Origin of the sequence: Actinomadura gamaensis (assembly GCF_042652125.1) — a bacterium.
GTDB lineage: Bacteria > Actinomycetota > Actinomycetes > Streptosporangiales > Streptosporangiaceae > Spirillospora > Spirillospora gamaensis.
In genome coordinates this window covers 425,680-446,028 of the sequence record NZ_JBHSIT010000008.1, presented here as the reverse complement: position 1 = coordinate 446,028, position 20,349 = coordinate 425,680, and the positions used below count along the sequence as shown (strand labels likewise).

18 protein-coding genes are annotated in these 20,349 nt (G+C 72.7%); 6 read left to right on the top strand and 12 right to left on the bottom strand.

Going from position 1 to position 20,349, the window contains the following annotated elements:
• Nucleotides 1-17 precede the first annotated feature (17 nt).
• From ACFPCY_RS27825 to ACFPCY_RS27795, 7 genes are all read right to left on the bottom strand, one after another.
• Nucleotides 18-1,031: a conjugal transfer protein gene (locus ACFPCY_RS27825; RefSeq protein ID WP_378259791.1), complete on the bottom strand. Its 1,014-nt coding sequence runs from the start codon at nt 1,029-1,031 to the stop codon at nt 18-20.
• 627 nt (nt 1,032-1,658) lie between these two features.
• The gene (locus ACFPCY_RS27820) at nt 1,659-2,651 is read right to left on the bottom strand and encodes a hypothetical protein (protein WP_378259790.1); all 993 of its coding nucleotides are present in this window, start codon (nt 2,649-2,651) and stop codon (nt 1,659-1,661) included.
• Complete coding sequence (locus ACFPCY_RS27815; protein ID WP_378259789.1) at nt 2,648-3,952, bottom strand: MFS transporter; 1,305 nt, start codon at nt 3,950-3,952, stop codon at nt 2,648-2,650. The genes ACFPCY_RS27820 and ACFPCY_RS27815 overlap by 4 nt, the downstream gene beginning before the upstream one ends.
• 77 nt (nt 3,953-4,029) lie before the next feature.
• On the bottom strand, nt 4,030-4,965 hold the full coding sequence (locus tag ACFPCY_RS27810; protein ID WP_378259788.1) for an alkaline phosphatase family protein: 936 nt from the start codon (nt 4,963-4,965) through the stop codon (nt 4,030-4,032).
• Nucleotides 4,966-5,192: 227 nt separating this feature from the next.
• Nucleotides 5,193-6,185, bottom strand: coding sequence for a helix-turn-helix transcriptional regulator (locus ACFPCY_RS27805; protein WP_378259787.1), 993 nt, complete (start codon nt 6,183-6,185; stop codon nt 5,193-5,195).
• Between the two features lie 404 nt (nt 6,186-6,589).
• Nucleotides 6,590-7,681: a redox-regulated ATPase YchF gene (gene ychF, locus ACFPCY_RS27800; protein WP_378259786.1), complete on the bottom strand. Its 1,092-nt coding sequence runs from the start codon at nt 7,679-7,681 to the stop codon at nt 6,590-6,592.
• A gap of 115 nt (nt 7,682-7,796) precedes the next feature.
• On the bottom strand, nt 7,797-8,768 hold the full coding sequence (locus ACFPCY_RS27795; protein ID WP_378259785.1) for an alpha/beta hydrolase: 972 nt from the start codon (nt 8,766-8,768) through the stop codon (nt 7,797-7,799).
• Between the two features lie 233 nt (nt 8,769-9,001).
• Between ACFPCY_RS27795 and ACFPCY_RS27790 the strand changes: the two genes are divergently transcribed.
• Together ACFPCY_RS27790 and ACFPCY_RS27785 are read left to right on the top strand one after the other, a co-directional pair.
• Complete coding sequence (locus ACFPCY_RS27790; RefSeq protein WP_378259784.1) at nt 9,002-10,345, top strand: DNA recombination protein RmuC; 1,344 nt, start codon at nt 9,002-9,004, stop codon at nt 10,343-10,345.
• Between the two features lie 56 nt (nt 10,346-10,401).
• A complete protein-coding gene (locus tag ACFPCY_RS27785; protein ID WP_378259783.1) occupies nt 10,402-10,941 on the top strand; it encodes a DUF6542 domain-containing protein in 540 nt (179 codons plus the stop codon).
• A gap of 379 nt (nt 10,942-11,320) precedes the next feature.
• Here the strand turns inward: ACFPCY_RS27785 and ACFPCY_RS27780 are convergent, their stop codons facing one another.
• Nucleotides 11,321-12,280, bottom strand: a complete 960-nt coding sequence (locus ACFPCY_RS27780; protein ID WP_378259782.1) for a 4-hydroxy-3-methylbut-2-enyl diphosphate reductase — start codon at nt 12,278-12,280, stop codon at nt 11,321-11,323.
• A gap of 307 nt (nt 12,281-12,587) precedes the next feature.
• Here ACFPCY_RS27780 and ACFPCY_RS27775 point away from each other — a divergent pair, with 307 nt between their 5' ends.
• Nucleotides 12,588-13,469: a DUF8129 domain-containing protein gene (locus tag ACFPCY_RS27775; RefSeq protein ID WP_378259781.1), complete on the top strand. Its 882-nt coding sequence runs from the start codon at nt 12,588-12,590 to the stop codon at nt 13,467-13,469.
• Nucleotides 13,470-13,748: 279 nt separating this feature from the next.
• On the opposite strand, the gene ACFPCY_RS27770 is transcribed toward ACFPCY_RS27775, so the two are convergent.
• Nucleotides 13,749-14,711, bottom strand: a complete 963-nt coding sequence (locus tag ACFPCY_RS27770) for an ArsR/SmtB family transcription factor (protein ID WP_378259780.1) — start codon at nt 14,709-14,711, stop codon at nt 13,749-13,751.
• A 56-nt stretch (nt 14,712-14,767) separates the two neighbouring features.
• Here ACFPCY_RS27770 and ACFPCY_RS27765 point away from each other — a divergent pair, with 56 nt between their 5' ends.
• Complete coding sequence (locus ACFPCY_RS27765) at nt 14,768-16,033, top strand: MFS transporter (RefSeq protein ID WP_378259779.1); 1,266 nt, start codon at nt 14,768-14,770, stop codon at nt 16,031-16,033.
• Nucleotides 16,034-16,280: 247 nt separating this feature from the next.
• Here the strand turns inward: ACFPCY_RS27765 and ACFPCY_RS27760 are convergent, their stop codons facing one another.
• Nucleotides 16,281-17,510 (bottom strand): MFS transporter, encoded by a 1,230-nt coding sequence (locus ACFPCY_RS27760; protein WP_378259778.1) that lies wholly within the window; start codon nt 17,508-17,510, stop codon nt 16,281-16,283.
• 47 nt (nt 17,511-17,557) lie between these two features.
• A complete protein-coding gene (locus ACFPCY_RS27755) occupies nt 17,558-17,995 on the bottom strand; it encodes a MarR family winged helix-turn-helix transcriptional regulator (protein WP_378259777.1) in 438 nt (145 codons plus the stop codon).
• A gap of 115 nt (nt 17,996-18,110) precedes the next feature.
• Here ACFPCY_RS27755 and xseA point away from each other — a divergent pair, with 115 nt between their 5' ends.
• Nucleotides 18,111-19,334: an exodeoxyribonuclease VII large subunit gene (gene xseA, locus ACFPCY_RS27750; protein WP_378259776.1), complete on the top strand. Its 1,224-nt coding sequence runs from the start codon at nt 18,111-18,113 to the stop codon at nt 19,332-19,334.
• Between the two features lie 32 nt (nt 19,335-19,366).
• Nucleotides 19,367-19,615 (top strand): exodeoxyribonuclease VII small subunit, encoded by a 249-nt coding sequence (locus ACFPCY_RS27745; protein ID WP_378259898.1) that lies wholly within the window; start codon nt 19,367-19,369, stop codon nt 19,613-19,615.
• 85 nt (nt 19,616-19,700) lie between these two features.
• On the opposite strand, the gene ACFPCY_RS27740 is transcribed toward ACFPCY_RS27745, so the two are convergent.
• Nucleotides 19,701-20,297 carry a DUF4245 domain-containing protein gene (locus ACFPCY_RS27740; protein WP_378259775.1) on the bottom strand — a complete coding sequence of 199 codons (597 nt, stop codon included), beginning with the start codon at nt 20,295-20,297 and terminating at the stop codon, nt 19,701-19,703.
• Between the last annotated feature and the right edge of the window lie 52 nt (nt 20,298-20,349).

The following is a 20,349-nucleotide window of genomic DNA, read 5'->3' as shown; positions in this document are numbered from 1 at the left end:
GGTCACTTCGGGGGCTTTCATGATGCGTTCGGTTGGGCCGTGCCGCGAATGTCGTGCACGTACCAGGTGCCGTTCTTCTTCACCATGGACAGGTCGTAGGTCTGGTCGAGCTCGCCGCCGACGGCGCCGCCGCTGGCGGGCATCTGCCAGCCGACGGTGACGGTGACGGTGCGGCTGTCGGCCGGCCCCTTGGGCGCGATGACCTCTCTGACCTGCACGAAGGTGACCGAGTCGGCGAGCCCTCGGATCGGGGGACCGTCCGAGAAGCGCTGCAGCGCGGCCTGGTCGCCGTGCGCGTAGGCGGGGAAGAAGGCGGCCATGACCGAGCCGAGCTCGGTCTCGAGGGCGCTGTCGCGGTCGCGCACTCCGGCCTGCGGAAGGCCGGCCTTGGCGGGCGGGGGAAGCAGCGCCGGGCGCGCGGAGACGACCATCGCGCCGTTCTTGGCGTACACCGGGACGGCGAGCCGGAACCACTTGCCCTGCGCGCCCGCGAGAACGGTCACGATGGCGTCGTTGGCGTCGCGGACGTCCACTCCCGCGACCTGGACCGACTGCACCTGCAACTGGCCGACGTTGTTCCAGCCGAATTGCGCGGACGCGCCGTCCGGCACGAAGGCCTGCAATTGCTGCGCGCGCGCGTCCGCGGTGCGCGGATCGTAGTTCAGGTAGACGTTGGCGAACTGGAGCGCGAACGCCCCGGCGGCGGTGGTCGGGAAGCCGCTGCCGGACGCGCCGGACCCGCCGCCGGACGAGGTGTCCTTGGCGGTGAACCGCTCGAACGGCGCGCGCACGCCGTTCACCACGATGACGACGATCAGGGCCCAGAGCACGGCGCGGCCGAGCCAGACCCACCAGCGGCCGCCGGAGCCGCCCCAGCGTCCGCCCCGCGCCGGGCCGCCGCCGCGCCGGGGACGGCGGCCGGAGGTCGCCTCCCACGGGTCGTCGGCCGGTCCGAGGGCGTGCTCGGACAGTCCGGCGTCGTCGACGCCGACGGGCTGGTGGCCGTCTCTCACGGCCGACCTGCGAGCCATCCTGCCTCCGCTCGCGCCTCCCCTCGGACGGCGCGCTCTGTGTGTGCCTGACCCTGCCGATGTGGGCCATTCCGAACCCACCTCGGGCCCAGCGTAACCACGAGCGTCAATTGTTCCAGCGCATCGCGGTGAAGCACAGTCCCGGCACGCGGTTGTGGATAATGCAATCCACCTCAGCAGGAACGGGGAAGATTGCCAAACGGTGACGATCCCGTATCGCCGACTCCGAACGGCGCGCGAGGACCCGTTTCGGACAAGCACCCCGGTACGGGAGGTGCTTGGTTACCCTCGGGCATCCCGCCACGAAATCTCTTTGCGGAAAACCCGGCACCGTGTCCGTTACGCGACAGAGCGCACCGGAGGGCTGTTCGGAGGCACGCTTCGCGCGCCCGCGCGACGCGTCCCGCACGCGCCCCGAAGGTCCCCGCTACGGACGGCTTTGGACCGTTACTCCCCAGATCAGCCGCAGGACGACGGTTTGGCTAGACCTTGCGCACCCCGCCCGTCCGAGCTGTCCCCGCGGCCTCGCCGTCGTCACCTCCGAGGCAGGAAGACCACGCCGGTTCAGCCTGCTCAGTTCAGGAGGGCCGGGGATCCTGCTCAGCTCAGGGAGGCCGGGGAGGCTCCTCAGTTCAGGGAGGCCGGGGAGTAGGCGTCGTGCAGCAGGAGGGCCGGACGGCCGGTGCCGTCCGCCGCGACCGTCCAGACGTCGGAGCGTCCGCGTCCGCGCGCGATCGCGTAGGCCACGGAGTGGTCGTCGAGCCAGGCCGCCTGGTCGTCCACGGAACGCGTTTCGGCGAGCGGCGTCTCGCGCATCGTGGCGAGATCCAGGACGGACAACCGCCATCCCCGCGACGGGTCACCGCCCAGCGCCGACTTGAACGCGATGCGCGTGCCGTCCGGCGAGAGCGAGGGGCACTCGACGTTGTCCCGGATCGTCCGGATCGTCCGGGCGAACAGATCGCCTTCGACGAGGTAGCGTCGTCCGCCGGTGGACATCGTCGCGTAGAAGCGCCGGTCGTCGCGGGCGAACGTGACGCCCCAGAAGTTGGCGTCGGGCACGCGACGCCGGACGCCGCCGACGGTGATCGCCCAGTCCTCCAGCGTCGGGACGAGCTGCTGCGTGCGGGTGTCGAGGATGCCGACGCGCGTGGAGAAGCGTCCGCCGTTGTACGAATCGCCAGTGACGAAGACCGTCCAGGCGACCAGGCGTCCGCTGGGCGAGACGCGGGCGCGGTTGGGGATCCCGACCAGCGGGATCGTGCGCCGTTCGCGCAGCGCGGCGTCCAGCACGACGAGCTGGTACGTGGTGAATCCTTTGGCGAGGCGCAGGCACAGGCCCGTCCCGTTGGCCGCGTAGAACCGCTCGCACGACAGCCCGCCCAGGGCGGGCCGCAAGCTGGCGAGCGAGGTTCGCCTGTCGGGTGTCGCCGTCCGTGCGGAGAGCAGCCTTCCTCGACTTTCAGGAGACGAGCTGAGCGCGACGAGTCGCGGCCCCCGCGCGAGGGACAATGGCGCGTCCCCTACAGCGCGTCCGTCCCGCATAGCGGAGGCGATGGAGAACACGGCGATGACGGTCAGGACGACCGTCCCGACGACTGCGACCAGCGCGCGCTTCACCCGACCTCTCCTGCTGGGTTCTGACGTGTCGTCTCGGTCGGGGAGCGGCTGCCGGAGAGCAGCAGGGCGGTCGCGCCCACGGCGACGACCACCACCACGGCCGCGCCACGAGTCGCGGTAGGCGCGCCCCACAGACTCCACGCCACGCCGAAGCCCACCGACGACAACAGATAGGCGACGGCCTGGCCGCTCTGCACGAGCGCCAGCCCGGTCGTGCGCACCGGTGCCGGGACGGCCGGTCCGGTCAACGCCATCAGCACGCCATCGGTCGCGGCGTAGTATCCGCCGTACAAGACCAGCGCGAGGACGGTCCATCCCATCCCGCCGAACGGTCCCGACAGCAACAGGTACACGACGAACAGCGCGACGTATCCGCCGAGTACGACGGGTAGGCGTCCGATGCGATCGGCCAGCATCCCGAACGGCGCGGCGAGAACGAGATAGGCGAGGTTGGTCCCTACGGCGAGCACCGGAAACCACGCCGCAGCGATGCCCTGCCCACGCATCAGCATCAGATACACGAATCCGTCCCCGACGGTGGACAGCCCCAACAGGAACGCAGCGCACGTCAGCCGACGCACAGCAGCAACACGCAACAGCCCTGCCGCAGCCCCAAGCGAAACCGTCCCGTCCCCTCCCGAGACACGCGCGGACGGCGCGCGCGAGCGAACCGGCCCGGAGTCGCGCACGGTCAGGAAAAGCAGGAGAACGCCTGCGGACGCTATGCAGAAGCTCGTCGTGAACAGGGCGTCGAACGTCCGCGGAGTGGCCGCGCCCATGAGCGTGAGCAGGCCGAGCGCGACGAGCGGCCCGGCGAACGCGCCCGCGCTGTCCATCGCGCGGTGGACGCCGAAGGCGCGGCCGAGCCTCGCCTCGGGCGTCGCGGCGGTGATCATCGCGTCCCGGGGCGCGGTGCGCAGTCCCTTGCCGAGCCGGTCCGCGACGATCACCGCGCCGATCCCCGGCACGGACGCGCCCGCCGCCACGAGCCCCAGTTTCGCGACGGCGGACACGCCGTAACCGACGCCCGCGACTCCTTTCCGGCGGTCCGTCCGGTCGGCGACGTAACCGCCGACGACCCGCAGCAGTGCGGTCGCGCCGGTGTACAGGCCGTCCATCACGCCGTAGACGACCGGTCCCATCTGGAGGGTGAGGACGAGGTACAGCGGCAGCACCGCCGTGACCATCTCGGACGAGACGTCCGTGACGAGGCTGACCGCGCCGAGCGCGAGGACGGTCGGTCCGACCGCCGCGCCCGCCCGCGGATCCACCCGCCGCAGGCCGATCGTGGACAGGTACATGCGCCCTCCCGCGCGTGGGACGACCGGTGGCCGGTGCTAGGCGCCGACCGGCCACCGGTCGGGTCGGGGACGGCGGGTCAGCCGGTCGTCCAGAAATCCGTCAACGGCGTGCGGCTCGCGGCCGTGCCGAGGGCGGGGAGGCCGTACATGTCCTCCAGCGTGCGCAGCAGCGTGTAGTGGTCGATCTGCGTGCCCGAGCCGTAACCCGCCTTGACGTACTGTCCGGTGAAGGTGGTGTAGATCTGGTTGACGGACGTGAAGTCGTCCTCGTCGAAGGTGGTGACGAGCAGGCTGTTGTGGCTCCGCGCCCACCGGGCGTAGGCGTCGAGGTTGTTCTTCAGCCAGGTGTCGCCCGTGCTGATCGAGCAGTCGTGCATGTCGTCGCACATGTTCGGGATCACGAACGACAGCGTCGGCAGCTTCGTGTAGTCGCTCGGGAACGAGGAGAACGGCACGTTGTAGGACGCGCCGCTCACGGTCGGGAAACTCGCCCAGGGCGCGTGCTTGCGCGCGTACTTCCCGCTGGTGCACCCGGTGTAGCCGGCGCTCGGGAGGCTCTCGGAGTAGCCCTTGAACGTCAGGCCCGCGTTCACGAGCTGCTGGCCGAGGTTGTCGCCGGTCAGGTTCGTGCACGTGTCGCCGGTGACCCCGTGCTGCGAACCGGAGAACAGGCCGATGTAGTTCGGCTGGCTCGGGTGCGTGAGCCCGAACGAGTTGGTGGACAGCGTCCCCTGCTGGGCGAGCGAGTTCAGGTACGGCGCGCTGGAGCTGCCCTTGACGCTGCTGTAGTTCTTGTTCTCGAACATCACCACGATCACGTGGTCGGGCCGGTGCGCGGCGGACACGGTGCCCTTCGCGGCGCCGGCACGGGCACCGGACGCGGGCGCGACGGCCGCCGCGGGTTCGGCGGTGGCCCGCGGGCTCGCCGAGCCCGTGGACGCCACCACGGCCGTCGCCGCGGCCGCGGTCGCCGCGGCGGTGATCGTCAGCGCCGCCAGTCGGGTCGGACGCATCGGGGGACCTCCTGCGGGGAGCGGGGGCGGGAGCCCCAGATCTAACCCGCCGTCTCGCCCGCCGGTGTCCACCCCCCGCCACTGACGAGAATGCGCTCCCCGCACCCCCGCCCACACCCCGCCCTTCGGCACCCCCACTCGCGCCGAACCTCACGCACCTCGCGCAAGCCACGACTCACACGCCCGGCCCGTCCCAACGCGCGCGCGTGCGGTGGATCGAGTGTGGGTCAGAGCCAGCCGTTGCGGGCGGCGTGGAGGGCCAGTTGGAAACGGCTCAGCGATCCGGCGCGGGTGTTGAGCTGTTCGAGGTGGCGGGAGAGGGTGCGGCGGCTGACGCCGAGGAGTTCGGCGATCGTCTCGTCCGTGACGCCGGTCGCGAGCAGTTCGAGGATGCGGCGCTGCGTCGGGTTCAGCGTCGCGGGCACGCGGTCGTTGAGGTGCATGGGCAGCGCCACCCGCCAGGACGTCTCGAACAGTCCGGTCAGCGCCGACAGCAGGCTGGACGGGTGGACGAGCAGCAGCGAGTCGTTCACCTCGGCCTCGACGAACGACATGGACACCAGGGCGAGGCGTCCGTCGAAGATGGTCAGCTTCACCGGGACGGCGGGCAGCACGCGCGCCTGCTCGCCGGCGGCGACGCAGGGCCGGATGTTGACGCCGTAGTAGGCGGGGTCCTGGACGGCGGGCTTGGAGTAGACGACGCGGTACTCCACTCCCCTGCCGAGGTTCTCGATCTCGACCGGGTTCGCGCTGCGCCGGGTGTGGTACGGCGGGGAGTCGAAGCGGAGGACGGTGTGCTCCACCGCCTCCTCGATGTTCCAGATGCGCTCGGTGATCGCCGATCCGGTGACGACCTCGACGAGGTCGTGGGTGGCCTGCGGGCTGACCGAGCGCCGGTAGTCGCGGTAGGCGTTGACGGCGGCGAGGTGGGCCTCGCGGAGCTCGGCCGTCCGGGCGTGCGCGAGATGCTCCAGCGCGAGGGACGGATCGACCGGCGCGTGCTCGTCCGCGTCCGTCCCGGCGGCGGTGACGAGGCCGAGCGCGCGCAGCTCGCCGAGCCGCCGGGACACGTCTGGAAGCTCGTCCGGGCCGAGGCCGAGCTCCTTGGCCAGCCGGGCGGCGTCGCCCGGTCCGGTCGCGAGGAGCGCCAGGTACGTCTCGGCCTGCGGGCGGGAGAGCCCGAGCCGGCACAGCTGGGTGGACAGGTCCGCGTCGTTCATCACGACACCTCCGGTGGGGGCTGCCGGAAGGCGCCGGCGGCCGGAGGGGCTTACGGCCGGCGGCTCCCGCACATCGTGACACGCCCGTCCCTTACGTGACAGAGGTGACGGGCGATCCGACATCGTCACCGCCGGACGGACGCCTTCAAAGCGCCCTTCCTCGCCAGTGGCCGCGGCGCGCCACCACGAGCGGAACGGCCGGAGTACACCTGTTCCGCCTGGACTCTCGCCCCGGAGCGCGCACGGCAGCGCGCCTCCCACGGCCGCGGGACGGCCCTCCCCCCGCCCCCGGCCGGGCGGCCGGCCCCTGCCCGCTCCAGGGGTCGGCCGCCACCTGGCTAAAAACCCGCCAACCGCCCCGGAACCCGACACCCGGCCCGGAGTCTGCGGACGCTTAGGAGGGATCAGACGTTGAAGCGGAACTCGACGACGTCGCCGTCCTGCATGACGTAGTCCTTGCCCTCCATGCGGACCTTGCCCTGGTTGCGGGCCTCGGCGAGGGTGCCGGCGGCGACGAGGTCGTCGAAGGAGACGATCTCGGCCTTGATGAAGCCGCGCTGGAAGTCGGTGTGGATGACCCCGGCCGCCTCGGGCGCGGTGGCGCCCTTGCGGATCGTCCAGGCGCGGGTCTCCTTGGGGCCGGCCGTCAGGTAGGTCTGGAGGCCGAGGGTGTCGAAGCCGATCCGGACGAGCTGCGACAGGCCGGACTCCTCCTGGCCCATGCCCTGGAGCAGTTCGAGGGCCTCGTCGTCGGGCAGCTCGATCAGCTCGGCCTCGATCTTGGCGTCCAGGAAGATCGCCTCGGCGGGCGCGACCAGCTCGCGGAGCCGGGTGCGGATCGCCTCGTCGGCGAGCTCCTCCTCGTCCAGGTTGAAGACGTAGAGGAACGGCTTGGCGGTGAGCAGGTGCAGCTCGCGCAGCAGGGTGAGGTCGATGCCCGCCTTGTCCGCGCCCGCGAAGAGGGTGACGCCCTCGTTCAGGATCTTCTGCGCGGCCTGGACGGCCTCGACGACCGCGAGCTGCTCCTTGTCCTTCTTGGTGCGCGCCTCCTTCTCCAGGCGCGGCAGGGCCTTCTCGATCGTCTGGAGGTCGGCGAGGATCAGCTCGGTGTTGATCGTCTCGATGTCGCGGGACGGCGCGACGTCGCCGTCCACGTGCGTGACGTCCGGGTCCTCGAAAGCGCGGATGACCTGGCAGATCGCGTTGGTCTCGCGGATGTTGGCGAGGAACTTGTTGCCCAGGCCCTGGCCCTCGGACGCGCCCTTGACGATGCCCGCGATGTCCACGAACTCCATCGTGGCCGGGATGATCTTGGCCGAGCCGTGGATCTCCGCCAGCTTCTCCAGCCGGGGGTCCGGCACCCCGACCACGCCGACGTTGGGCTCGATGGTCGCGAACGGGTAGTTCGCGGCCAGCGCGTCGTTCTTGGTCAGCGCGTTGAACAGGGTGGACTTGCCGACGTTGGGCAGCCCGACGATTCCGATGGAGAGGCTCACGGGCGTCAAGTTTATGGGCCCGGACGGACGCTCGGTTACGCGCCCGCGTCCGTCCCGCGTAGGACGGGTACACGGACGCGAAACCCCGACCGAATCCATGGGCGCGCTGGACGCGTCAGGCTTCGGCGTTGGCCAGGAACTCGGCGATGTGGCGGAAGGCGGCCTTACCCTCCGGCACGTACTCGCAGAACACCGGGAAGACGTGCACGAGGCCCTTCCACTCCTGGTAGACGCCGTTCACGCCTGCGGCCTTGGCTCGCTCGTACGCCTCGCGCGTGTCGTCCCGGAGGATCTCGGTACCGGACGCCACGAACAGCATCGGCGGCAGGCCCGTGAGGTCCGCGCGCGCAGGAGCGTGGAGGGGGTCGTCCTCGGCCTTGCCGTTGCAGTAGTCCCGCCCCAGCGCGGCGAGCTTCTTGGCGGGGATCAGGTAGTCGGTGCGGGCGTTGGAGCGGTGGGAGTCGGCCGAGCACAGAAGGTCCACCCAGGGCGAGAGGCATACGGCCGCCTTCGGCAGCGGCAGTTCGCGCTGCTTCAGCGCTAGCAGCAGGGCCAGGGTGAGGTGGCCACCGGCCGAATCTCCGCCGACGACGATGTTTTCAGGGCTGTAGCCGCGTCCGAGGAGGAATTCGTAGGCGGTGACCGCGTCTTCCAGGGCGTCGGCGGGGGTGTGCTTGGGCGCGAGCCTGTAGTCGAGCGCGAGGACGACCCGTCCCGTGGCCGCCGACAAGCGCCAGTTGAACGGACGGTACAGACGCGGTCCGCCGAAGAAGTAACCACCGCCGTGCAGGTAAAGGAAGACCTTGTCTTCATCGGGCGCGCCTGCGCGTACCCATTCCGCCGTGCATGCGCCTAGGTGCTGCGGCTCGATCGCCACTCCGCGCGGGAGGCGCTGGGCGTATCCGAGGAGTCGCGTAGCACGCTGCACGCGCAACAGACCGGCGTCGCCGGCTGGGCTGAACTCCCAGAACGTCCGTCCGATCGCGCGGATGAACAGGTTCGCCACCCGCGCCTGGAAGGTCGGCGGGCCGCCCGGCTCCAGCGAGAGGACGCGGGCGATGCGCCGCTCGGCCCGCGTCGTGGCCACCGGACGGATCGTCCGCCGCGCGGAAGCGGACGCAACGGAGGCGGCGGGGGCAGAGGTGCCAGAGGCGGAGTCGGGGGCGGGACCGGCGGCGGACGGCATGGCGGCGGCTCCTCGCGGGGGCGGTCGGGGTTCTAAGTACACAATGAGTCTAATAGTCCGGACATGGCGGACGGCTCGCCGGGAACCCGGCGCGTCGCGCTCGCCCGCGCACGTTCCGCTGCCACGATTGACGGATGGATCTCGCGCTGCTCGCCGGCCTGCTCATCGGGGCCGCCTTCGGCGCGGTGGTCGGGTACGCCCTCGCCACCGGCCGCCAGGGGGCGCTGATCGCCCGCGCCAAGGCGGCCGAGGAGAAGCTCGCCTACGCCGAGGAGCGCATGGCCGAGCACTTCGAGAACCTGTCGGCGAAGGCGCTCGACGCGTCCAACCAGCGGTTCCTGGAACTGGCCGACGCCCGGCTCAAGGTCGCCGGGGCCGAGGCGGCGGGCGAGCTCGACCGGCGCAAGCAGGCCGTCGAGCACCTGGTCGCGCCGCTCCGCGAGACCCTCGCCAAGGTCGAGGAGCAGCTCCGCGAGGTCGAGACCGGACGCCGCGAGTCGCACGCGATGCTCGCCAAGCAGGTCGAGTTCGTCCGGCAGAGCGGCGACCAGCTCCGCGCCGAGACCCGCACCCTCGTGCGCGCGCTCCAGCGTCCCGAGGCGCGCGGGCGCTGGGGCGAGCTCCAGCTCCGCCGCGTGGTCGAGCTGGCCGGGATGACCCACCACTGCGACTTCGACGAGCAGGCGAGCGCCACCACCGAGGACGGCGTCGTCCGGCCGGATCTGGTCGTCCGGCTCGCGGGCGGCAAGAACATCGTGGTCGACAGCAAGGTGTCGCTCGCCGCGTACCTGGAGGCCGCGTCCACGGGCGACGCGTCCGCCGAGCGCGACCGCCTCGACGCGCACGCCCGCCACATCCGCGACCACGTGGACCGGCTCGCGGCCAAGAGCTACTGGCAGGCGTTCAGTCCCGCGCCGGAGTTCGTGGTCCTGTTCGTCCCCGGCGAGGCGTTCCTCGCGCCCGCGCTCGACCGCGACCCCGGGCTGCTGGAGTACGCGATGCGGCGGCGCGTCCACATCGCCACCCCGACGACGCTGATCACCATGCTGCGCACGGCGTCCTACGCGTGGCAGCAGGAGGCCCTCTCCCGCAACGCGCGCGCCGTGTTCGACCTCGGCAAGGAGCTGTACGAGCGGCTCGGCACGATGGGCCGCCACGTGGACGAGCTGGGCCGTTCCCTCACCGGGGCCGTCCGCGCCTACAACCGGACGGTCGGCTCGCTCGAGACCCGCGTCCTGGTGTCGGCGCGGAAGCTGAACGAGCTGGGCGTCGTCGAGGACAAGCTGGAGGCCCCCGCGCCCGTCGAGGACAGCCCGCGCCCGCTGTCGGCCGCCGAGCTCACCGACGGTGGACCCCATCGAAACGATCTTCTTGAGGAGACGCGCGCGCACGAGCGAGCCGACCCGGCCGCGGAAGCGGTAGGTTTCGGCGGACGGGCCATCCCTGATCAGACCGATCGGCGTGAGAGGTGGCAATGAGTACTTCGACGGTTCGTGCGGCGCCGGACGGCCCCGCCCCCGCGCCAGGAGGTCCAGTGCGCCAGAACGCCTCCGCGCGGCGGTCGTCCCGGCCGTCCCGGTCGTCCGCCCCGGCCGCCGGTCCGGTCACGCTCACCGGCCGCGGCGGCGTCGCGCTCATCCTCGCCGCCTCGCTGCTCGGCGCGCTGCTGTCCCGCTGGGCCGGGGTGTCGCTGCTGGCCGGGGGCCTGTTCGTCGCGGGCTGCGTGCTCGCCGCGCTGCTCACCCGGCCCGCCGACCTGCCGACGCTGGTCGTCAGCCCGCCGCTGGCCTGCTTCGCCGCCACCGTCGTCGGCGAGCTCACCACCGACGACGGGCCGCTCACCCGGACCTTGTCGCTCGGCCTGCTCGCCGCGCTCGCCGCGATCGCGCCGTGGCTGTTCCTCGGCACGCTGCTGGCGATCGTCATCGCGATCCCGCGCGGGCTGACCCGCGCCTTCGGCGACCTGCGCGCGCGCCTGGCCCGCGGCCGGACCCTCGCCGAGGACGACGACGTCAACCCCGTCCGCTGGGAGGAGCCGGCGAACCGCCCCCTCCCCCACGGCGACGTCGACTGAATCAGCCCCGGCGTCCCACAGCGGCTCGAGGTCCACACGACGGCCCGGCGCTCCACGATGGCCCGGCGTCCACACGACGGCCCGGCGTCCACACGACGGCCCGGCGTCCACACGACGGCCCGGCGTCCACACGACGGCCCGGCGTCCACACGACGGCCCGGCGTCCACACGACGGCCCGGCGTCCACACGATGGCCCGGCGCTCGCTCCACGGGACGACCCCGCGACGACCGCAACCGGCGCGAGTGCGTGACCGATGACGCGGTGACGACGCCGACGGCGAGTCACCGCGTCATCGATCGCGAAGCGATGCCGCACTCGCACGAGCATCCGGGCCGAGGGGCGAGCCGCCAGGCGAGCCCCTCGGCCCGGATGCTCAATCAAGCACTGCGCAGGTCCTTGCGGAGCTCGTGCGGGAGGGCGAAGCGCATGCTCTCCTGGACCGACTCGATCTCCTCGACCTCGCCGTACCCGCGCTCGGCGAGCCACGCGAGGACGCCGCTCACCAGCTCCTCGGGCACGGACGCGCCGGACGTGACGCCGACCGTGCCGACGCCCTCCAGCCACGCCTCGTCGATCTGCTCGGGGTAGTCGACCAGCCGGGCGTCGTCCGCGCCGTGCTCCTTGGCGACCTCCACCAGCCGCACCGAGTTGGACGAGTTGGTCGAGCCGACGACGATCACCAGGTCGGAGCGCGCGGCCATCTGCTTCACCGCGACCTGCCGGTTCTGCGTGGCGTAGCAGATGTCGTCGGACGGCGGGTCCATGAGCTTGGGGAAGCGCTCGCGCAGCTTCTCGACCGTCGCGATCGTCTCGTCCACCGACAGCGTGGTCTGGGACAGCCAGGCGACCTTCTCCGGGTCGCGGACGGTCACGTTGGCGACGTCGTCCGGGCCGTCCACCAGGTGGATGTGGTCGGGGGCCTCGCCGGTGGTGCCGATGACCTCCTCGTGCCCCTCGTGCCCGATGAGCAGGATGTCGAAGTCGTCCTTGGCGAACCGGACGGCCTCCTTGTGGACCTTGGTCACCAGCGGGCACGTCGCGTCGATGGTGCGCAGGCTCAGCCCGCGCGCCTCCTCGTGCACCACGGGGGCGACGCCGTGCGCGGAGAACACCACGATCGCGCCCTCGGGGACCTCCTCGGTCTCGTCCACGAAGATCGCGCCGCGCTCCTCGAGCGTCCGGACGACGTGCACGTTGTGCACGATCTGCTTGCGCACGTAGATCGGCGCCCCGTACTTCTCCAGGGCGATCTCGACCGTCTGGACGGCCCGGTCGACGCCGGCGCAGTAACCGCGCGGTTTGGCGAGCAGGACACGGCGCTGGCTGGTGGAGGTCATGCCCCTATCGTACGAGCCGTCCCAGCCGTCCCGGACCGCGTGCGCGCGAGCCGGACGCGCCCCCGCGACACGACTCTCACCCCCGCGCCGGACGGCCCGGCCGCGCGCCCCGGCCGGCGCGCCCGGCCCGGCCCCGGATCCCCATGTGAAGCCCGCGCTGTGACCCAACGCACGGCCTTTTTGGACGGAAATCCATTAAGCCGGGGTGACCGTTATCGCACCCATGCGGCAGAGTTGGGATGGACAGACGGTGTACACCCGACCGGTCCCGGCCCGGCCGGCTGGGGCAGCAGGAGGAGTGACAACGATGACGAGATCGCCGCGACGCCTCAAGGAGCAGGTCAAGGACACCGTCGGCGAGCAGGTCCGCGACCTTCCGCTGCACGCCGTCCGGCTGGCGATGTTCGGCGTCGGCCGCGCCCTGCTGCTGAGCGACCGCGTGACCCGGGACTACAAGGAGATCACCGAGGGCGGCGGGGTCAAGCCCGTGCTCGGCCGCCTCCGCCACGACGTCCAGCACACCGCGGTGTCGGTGGTCGGCACGGTCGTGGAGCGCGTCCGCGGCGGCGAGCCGGAGCCCGAGCCCGAGGCGCGCCCGTCCCGCAGCCGCACCCGCGCGACGGGCTCCCGCCCGACGAGCCCGCGCGCGACGACGCGTCCGGCCGAGCGCGACAAGGAGATCTCGGTCGGCAAGCCCGCCGCGTCCCGTCCCGCCCCGAAGCCCGACGCGCAGCCGGAGCCGAAGGCCGCCGCCAAGCCCGAGCCGAAGCCGACCCCGAAGCCCGAGCCGAAGGCCGCCGCCAAGCCGGAGCCGAAGCCTGCGCCGAAGTCGGTCGCCGCGGTCGAGTCCGCCGCCAAGCCGGAGCTGAAGCCGTCCGCCAAGCCGGAACTGAAGCCCGCCGCCGCGGACGAGCCCGTCGCGAAGCCCGCTCCGAAGCCCGCTCCGGAGGCGACCGCCAAGCCGAAGCCGGCCGAGCCCGCCAAGCCCGCCGCGACGTCCAAGTCCGGCGCGGAACTGCCCGTCCCGGACTATGACACCGCGACGCTCCCGCAGCTCCGCGCGCGCCTGCGCGGCCTCACGGTCGACCAGGTCAAGCTGCTGCGCGAGTACGAGCGCGAGCACGAGGCCCGCCCCGACATCATCCGCATGTACGAGAACCGCATCGCCAAGCTCAACGGCTCCCACTGACCGAGCCCACCGTCCTGGAGGCCCGTCCGATCCCTTCGGACGGGCCTCCACGCGTCCCACCCGCTAACCCCCGTCCCCCGCCCGCAGCCCCACGAGCCCGCCCGCACGCCAGCGCCCCCCTCGCGCGGCAGCAGACGCTCGCACGTTGGCGGACCACGCACGTTGGCGGACCCTCGCACGCCAGCGCCCCGCGGTTGGTGACAGACACTCGCGCCACGCGCGTTCGGAGACGCTTGGGCGTTGGCGGGGGCGTCGGGGGTGGGAAGGTCCTTTGCGGGGTCAGCGGATGAGTTGGTCGCCGAGGGGGCTGCGCATGTAGAGGACGGAGCGGCCGGCGCGGGTGCGGTTGAGGAGGCCGGCGGCGTGCAGGGCGGTCAGGTGGCGGCTGACGGCGCCGGGGGTGACGTCGAGGCGGCGGGCCAGCTCGGTGGTCGTGGACGGCGCGGCCAGCATGACCAGCAGGCGCGCGCGGGGCGCGCCGATCAGCTCGACGAGCGCGCCGGGGCCCTCGGGCTCGGCGTGGTCCCAGAGGGCGCCCCGGCCGCGCGCCGGATAGGTGATCAGCGGCGGCTCGTAGTCGTCGATCATGCTGACGGCGCCGCGCAGGAACAGGCACGGGACGAGGACGAGGCCGCGCCCCGCCACCTCCACGACGCGCTCGGGCGCGAGCCCGGACGGGACGGCGAGCCGGACGAGTCCTTCGGTCCAGGTGATCCGGTCGTCCAGCTCGGCGAAGAGCGCCGCCGCGCCGCCGAAGGTGAGCCGCCGCGCGCGGTGGGCCAGGTCCGCCTCCAGGACGGCCCGCATCCGTGCCCAGTAGGGCTCGATGCAGGCGTCCCAGTAGGCCTCGAACGCCGCGCACATCCGGTCGAGGACGGCCGCCGGGTCGCCGGACAGCACGGGCGGGACCGGGACGTGCCGGTACGCGAGGGCGATGTCGCGCCGGACGACCTCCGGCGGCGTCCGGCGCAGGACGGCGAGGTCGTCGGCGATCTCGGTGACGATGCCGTTCGGGCGCGGCGTCAGGAAGTCGGGCAGCCAGCCGTGCGGCGCGAACAGGACGTCCAGCAGTTCGACGTCGAGGCGCGCGTACGCGGCGGCGGTCTCCCGCACCCAGGGCAGGTGCTCGGGGTGCTTGGCGGGGAACACGCGCGGCCGGACGCTGAAGACGAGCTCGAACAGCGGCGACATCCCGAAGGACGTCTCCGCCAGGTCCTGGACGCCCAGCCGGAACTCGAACATTGACCCATAGCGTAAATCCATTCCGTGCGGCGGGGCGCGGCGCTGGGATGGACGGCATGACGACGTCCTCCCCCCGGCCGCCGAGCATGGGCGGCCTGGCGCGGCACCCGGTGATCCGCGTGCTGTCCGCGGCGATGCTGGTCAACACGCTCGGCAACGGCCTGTTCATGACCACGAGCGCCCTCCTGTTCACCCGCGCGGTCGGCATGTCGCCGTCGCAGGTCGGCGTCGCGCTGGCGCTGGGCGGGGTGTTCGGCATCGTGGCGGGCGTCCCGATGGGACGGCTCGCCGACCGGTTCGGGGCGCGGCCGACGGTGGTGGCGCTGCTCGGCCTGGAGGGGGTGCTCATCCTCGGCTACACGCAGGTGCACTCATTCTGGGCGGCGGTGCCCCTGATCTGCGCCGTCACGTTCCTGGACCGGGGTGCGAGCGCGGTGCGGAACGCGCTGGTCGCGCACGCGCTGCCCGCCGAGCTGCGGATGCCCGGCCGCGCCTTCCTGCGGATGATGACCAACGCGGGGGTCGGTGTCGGCGCGGCCCTCGCGTCCCTGGCGCTGGTCGTGGACACGCCGTCCGCCTACCGGACGGTCGTGGTCCTGGACGCGGTGACGTTCGTGCTGGCCGCGCTGCTGCTCCTGAAGGTGCCCGGCGCGCGGCCGAGCCGGGAGGCGGCGGCGTCGCGCGGCGGTTTCGGCGCGCTGACCGACGTGCCGTACCTGGTGATCACGGTGCTGGCCGGGGTGCTGGTGCTCCAGCAGGGCATCCTGGAGGTCGGCGTCCCGCTGTGGGTGACGCGCGAGACGCACGCGCCGCGCCTGCTCGTGTCGGTCTGCCTCGTCCTGAACACGGCCATGGTCATCGCGCTCCAGGTGCGGCTGACCCGCGGCGTCGAGGACACCGCGCGCGCCGCCCGCGCCTGCCTGCGCGCCGGGACGCTCATGGCGGTCGGATGCGTCCTGTTCGGCCTGGCGAAGGGCCCCGACCCGTGGACGGCCTCGATCCTCGTCCTGGGCGCCCTGGCGCTCCAGACGATCGGCGAGGTGCTGTGCGCGGCGGGCACGTGGGCGCTCAGCTACGAGCTGGCCGACGAGCGGGCGCACGGCGTCTACCAGGGCGTCTTCAACAGCGGCTTCGCCGCCGGAGTGTTGCTCGGCCCGCTCGTCGTCACGCAGACGGCGCTCCGGTACGGCATGACGGGCTGGCTGATCTTCGGCGCGGTCTTCCTCGCGGCCGGCGCCGTCCTCGTCCCCGTGACCCGCTGGGCCGCCGCCAACCGTCCGGCCTGGGAGGACGCCCCCCAGAAGCAGCAAGCGGTCGCCTGACGGAAGCCCCGTCCAGGCAATCCCGGGCGAACCGGCGCCCCACCCGCACCAGGCAAGGCCCAGCCAACCGGCGCCCCACCCGCACCAGGCCAGGCCCGGGCGACCGGTGCCGCGCCCGGACGAGGCAAGGCCCGGGCGAAGCGGTGCCGCGCCTGGACGAGGCGAGAGCGGCCCCGGGGAACCGGGGCCGCTCTCGTGGCACGCAGGGGCCGCGCGGGGGGCCGGTCCCTGCGTGGTCCGGGGAGCCCTACGCCTCGGCGGCGACGGGCTCGTCCTGGAAGGCGTGGTCGATGTCGACGCGCTCCAGCGGCGCGAGGTGCCGGCGCCGGACGACCAGGATCCCGATCGCGACGGCGCAGCAGACCGCGCCGACGTAGTACGGGGTCGCGTCGCTGAACCGCTCGGCGAGCTTGCTGCCGAAGTAGGGCGCGAGCGCGCCGCCGAGCCAGCGGACGAAGTTGTAGCCCGCGGACGCCACCGGACGGGGGTTGTCGGAGACCTCCATGGCCGCCTCGGTGAACGCGGTGTTGTTCAGCCCGATCGGGATGCCGGACAGGATCGTGCAGACGATGATCCCCGCGTGCCCGGACAGGGCCAGGCCGAGCTGGAAAACGATCAGCAGGACCAGCGCGAGGTGCATGACCCGGACGGTCCCGATGCGCCGCTGGAGGGCGGGCGCGCCGAACACCGAGGCCAGCGCGACCATCACGCCCCAGCCGAAGAACACCAGGCCGATGCCGTGCGCGTTCATGTGCAGGACGAACGGCGTCCAGGCGAGGACGGTGAAGAACGCGTAGTTGTAGAACAGCGCGGTGAACGCGGTGGTGGAGAGCCCGCCGTGGCGGAGGGCGCGGATCGGCGCGGACAGCGGGGTCTTCTGGGCGGGCTTCGGCGTCGGCTTCAGCAGCGTGGTGATGAGGAGGAATCCCACCGCCATCAGGACGGCCGTCCCGAAGAAGGGGAAGCGCCAGTTCATGTCGCCCAAGAGCGCGCCCACGAGCGGGCCGAGCGAGATGCCGATGCCGAGCGCGGCCTCGTAGAGGATGATGGCCGACTCCGCGCCGCCGGACGCCGCGCCGACGATGACGGCGAGGGCGGTCGCGACGAACAGCGCGTTGCCGAGCCCCCAGCCCGCGCGGAACCCGACGAGCTGCCCGACGGTGTCGGACGTCCCGGCGAGCGCGGCGAACGCCACGACGAGGACGAGCCCGATCATCAGCGTCCGCTTGCCGCCGATCCGGCTGGACACCCAGCCGGTGACGAGCATCGCGACGGCGGTGATCAGGAAGTAGCTGGTGAACAGCAGCGACACCTGGCTCGGCGTCGCCTCCAGGTTCTTGGCGATGGCGGGGAGGATCGGGTCGACCAGGCCGATGCCCATGAAGGCGACCACGGCGGCGAAGGCCGTGGCCCACACCGACATGGGCTGCCGGAGAAGGCCGGGCTTGGCCGCAGCCTCCGCTGGCTGTGCGTGCATGGAACCTACCTTTCGCAGGGGCCCGCCCCTCCCCGCCCGGTCGCCGGTCAGGCGGCGGGCGGACGGTCGGGGTCGGCGAAGAGCCGGCCGAGCAGGGGCAGGGCGGCGGTCAGGGTCTCCCGCTCCGGCTCGGACAGCTCGGCGAACCGTTCGACGAGGAGCCCGATGCGGCGCTCCCGGGTGCGGTGGAGCTGGACGCTCCCCTCCCGGGTGAGCCGGGCCGTGACGACGCGGGCGTCGGAGGCGTCCCGGCCGCGGGCGACCATGCCGTCCCGCTCCAGCCGGTTGACCAGCGCGGTCATGGTCGGGAGCTTGACGCCGTGCTCGGCGGCCAGCTCGGTCATCCGGCGCGGCCCGCCCTCCAGCGAGCCGAGCACCGACGCCTGCTGGCTGGTGACGGGCTGGTCGGCGTTCACGCGGCGCATCATCAGCACCATCTCGCGGAGCCGTGCGTTGAGCTGCTCGGCGAGCTCGCGGTCGGACATCGGTCTCTCCTCGATTACTTAGCCATGCTAACTTAGCTTGCCTAACTTTTCAACCCGCGCGTCCACGGGCGCCGACCCGCATCGTGCCGGGTCACGCACCGCCTAGGCTGCCGACATGGCGATGGACACCTCGGCCGAGTCCCCCGTTCCGGTCCGGACCGTGCTGCAAGCGGTCGGCGGCTGGATCGGACGGCTCGGCCGGATCTGGGTCGAGGGGCAGATCACCGAGCTCAACGCGCGGGGCGGCACGGTTTACGTCACGCTGCGCGATCCCGTGGCGAACATGTCGGTGCCGGTCGTCGGACGCCGCGAGACCTTCGCCGCCGCCGGGCCCGCCGTGACCGACGGCGCCCGCGTCGTGATCCACTGCAAGCCGGACTTCTGGGTCAACCGCGGGCGGTTCTCGCTCAGCGCCCTGGAGGTCCGCCCGGTCGGCGTCGGCGAGCTGCTCGCCCGGCTCGAACGGCTCAAGCAGCTGCTGGCGTCCGAGGGGCTGTTCCGGGCCGAGCGCAAGCGCCCGCTGCCCTTCCTGCCCGGCCGGATCGGGCTGATCTGCGGCCGCGACTCCGACGCCGAGCACGACGTGCTCCAGAACGCCCGCCGCCGCTGGCCCGCCGTCGAGTTCACCGTGCGCAACACCGCGGTGCAGGGCAACAGCGCCGTCCCGCAGATCCTGGACGCCCTGCGCGAGCTCGACGCCGACCCGGGCGTCGAGGTGATCGTGATCGCCCGCGGCGGCGGCTCCATGGAGGACCTGCTGCCCTTCTCGGACGAGGCGCTCGTCCGGGCCGTCTCCGCCGCCCGCACCCCCGTCGTCAGCGCGATCGGGCACGAGCAGGACAGCCCGATCCTCGACCTGGTCGCCGACCTGCGCGCCTCCACGCCGACCGACGCGGCCAAGCGGGTCGTCCCGGACGTCCGGGAGCAGCTGCAGCTCGTCCGGCAGCTCCGCGACCGCGGACGGCGCGTCCTGGTGGGCGGGGTCGAGCGCGAGCTGCACTGGCTGTCGGCGATGCGCTCGCGGCCCGCCCTTGCCGATCCCGTCCGGGAGATCGAACGGCAGTCCGAGCATGTCGAGGCTTTGCGCGACCGCACCCGGCGCTGCCTCTCGTCCGCGCTGGACCGGGCGCACGACCAGCTCTCCCACACGCGCGCGCGTCTGCTGGCCCTCTCCCCCGCGGCGACGCTGGCCCGCGGCTACGCGATCGTCCAGCGGGAGGACGACGGGGTCGTGCGCGAGGCGTCGTCCGTCGCCGAGGGCCAGGCCCTGACCGTCCGGCTGGCCGAGGGCCGCCTGGGCGTCACCGTCACCGACCGGCACCTCCCGGACGGCGACTGAGGTCGCCGGGACAGCCCCGGACTGGGCCTAGGCTGGTCGGCGTGCCGGAGAAGACTGAGCAGAGCTACGAGCAGGCGCGGGACGAGCTGACCGAGGTCGTCCGCAAGCTGGAGGCGGGCGGCCTCACGCTGGAGGAGTCCCTCGCCCTGTGGGAACGCGGCGAGAAGCTGGCCGCCGTCTGCGAGGAGTGGCTGGAGGGCGCCCGCGCCCGCCTGACCGCCGCGATGAACGCCGAGACGGCCGGAAAGGACGACGCGTCCGACCCGGCGGCCCCGTTCTAGCTTCAGGTTCGGCCGCGGCCCGCTCGGCGTGTCGCGGGGCGGCGGCCCGCCGTCAGGAGCCGTGTCGCGGGGCGGCGGCCCGCCGTCAGGAGCGCTGGGTCGGGGCGGGGCTGACGACCGCGGTGTCGTTCTTGTCCAGCGGCTTCAGGGACGCGGCGAGGACGGCCAGCTCGTCGTAGGACGCGGTGCCCGTCACGACGATGCTCACACCGTCCTTCAGCGTGCGGGCGAGCGAGTTGGCCTTCTTGTCGCGGCGGTAGTAGGTGTCCCAGGTGACGCCGTCCACGACCTTCGTCCCGAGCGCGGCCTTGCTGTTGGTCATGCGGGGGACGTAGTCCTTGGCCTTCTCGTTGCTCTCCTCCAGGGCGGCGTACTGCCCGGACGGCGTGACGAAGCCGAGGTGCCACGCGACCGGCCGGCCCTTCTCGCCGAGGCCGTGCAGCCGCGCGCTGGTCGCCCGCCACGTCGCCGGCAGGCCCTTCGGCCCCCAGGCCTGGTACGGACCGTTGTGCGCGAGCGCCCACTCCTGCGAGCGGTAGTCGATCGTCGGGAGCAGCTCCTTGTCCGAGCGGGGCGTGATCAGGAAGATCACGCCGACCAGGAGCAGGCAGGCCGCGATCGCGGTCGCGAAGCCGCCGAGGCCGCTGGTCAGGCGCTTGTAGAGGCCCGGCGCGACCTGCACCGTCCCCCGCTCACCCGCAGCGGTCCCAGCCCCGGCTCCGGCCCGCGTTCCG

What these genes read in the sequence shown, in the direction of transcription:
- ACFPCY_RS27825 (WP_378259791.1), bottom strand. Translation starts at nt 1,031, where the DNA reads ATGGCTCGCAGGTCGGCCGTGAGAGACGGCCACCAGCCCGTCGGCGTC.
- ACFPCY_RS27815 (WP_378259789.1), bottom strand. Translation starts at nt 3,952, where the DNA reads ATGTACCTGTCCACGATCGGCCTGCGGCGGGTGGATCCGCGGGCGGGC.
- ACFPCY_RS27810 (WP_378259788.1), bottom strand. Translation starts at nt 4,965, where the DNA reads ATGCGTCCGACCCGACTGGCGGCGCTGACGATCACCGCCGCGGCGACC.
- ACFPCY_RS27805 (WP_378259787.1), bottom strand. Translation starts at nt 6,185, where the DNA reads ATGAACGACGCGGACCTGTCCACCCAGCTGTGCCGGCTCGGGCTCTCC.
- ACFPCY_RS27790 (WP_378259784.1), top strand. Translation starts at nt 9,002, where the DNA reads ATGGATCTCGCGCTGCTCGCCGGCCTGCTCATCGGGGCCGCCTTCGGC.
- ACFPCY_RS27780 (WP_378259782.1), bottom strand. Translation starts at nt 12,280, where the DNA reads ATGACCTCCACCAGCCAGCGCCGTGTCCTGCTCGCCAAACCGCGCGGT.
- ACFPCY_RS27775 (WP_378259781.1), top strand. Translation starts at nt 12,588, where the DNA reads ATGACGAGATCGCCGCGACGCCTCAAGGAGCAGGTCAAGGACACCGTC.
- ACFPCY_RS27770 (WP_378259780.1), bottom strand. Translation starts at nt 14,711, where the DNA reads ATGTTCGAGTTCCGGCTGGGCGTCCAGGACCTGGCGGAGACGTCCTTC.
- ACFPCY_RS27765 (WP_378259779.1), top strand. Translation starts at nt 14,768, where the DNA reads ATGACGACGTCCTCCCCCCGGCCGCCGAGCATGGGCGGCCTGGCGCGG.
- ACFPCY_RS27760 (WP_378259778.1), bottom strand. Translation starts at nt 17,510, where the DNA reads ATGCACGCACAGCCAGCGGAGGCTGCGGCCAAGCCCGGCCTTCTCCGG.
- ACFPCY_RS27755 (WP_378259777.1), bottom strand. Translation starts at nt 17,995, where the DNA reads ATGTCCGACCGCGAGCTCGCCGAGCAGCTCAACGCACGGCTCCGCGAG.
- xseA (WP_378259776.1), top strand. Translation starts at nt 18,111, where the DNA reads ATGGCGATGGACACCTCGGCCGAGTCCCCCGTTCCGGTCCGGACCGTG.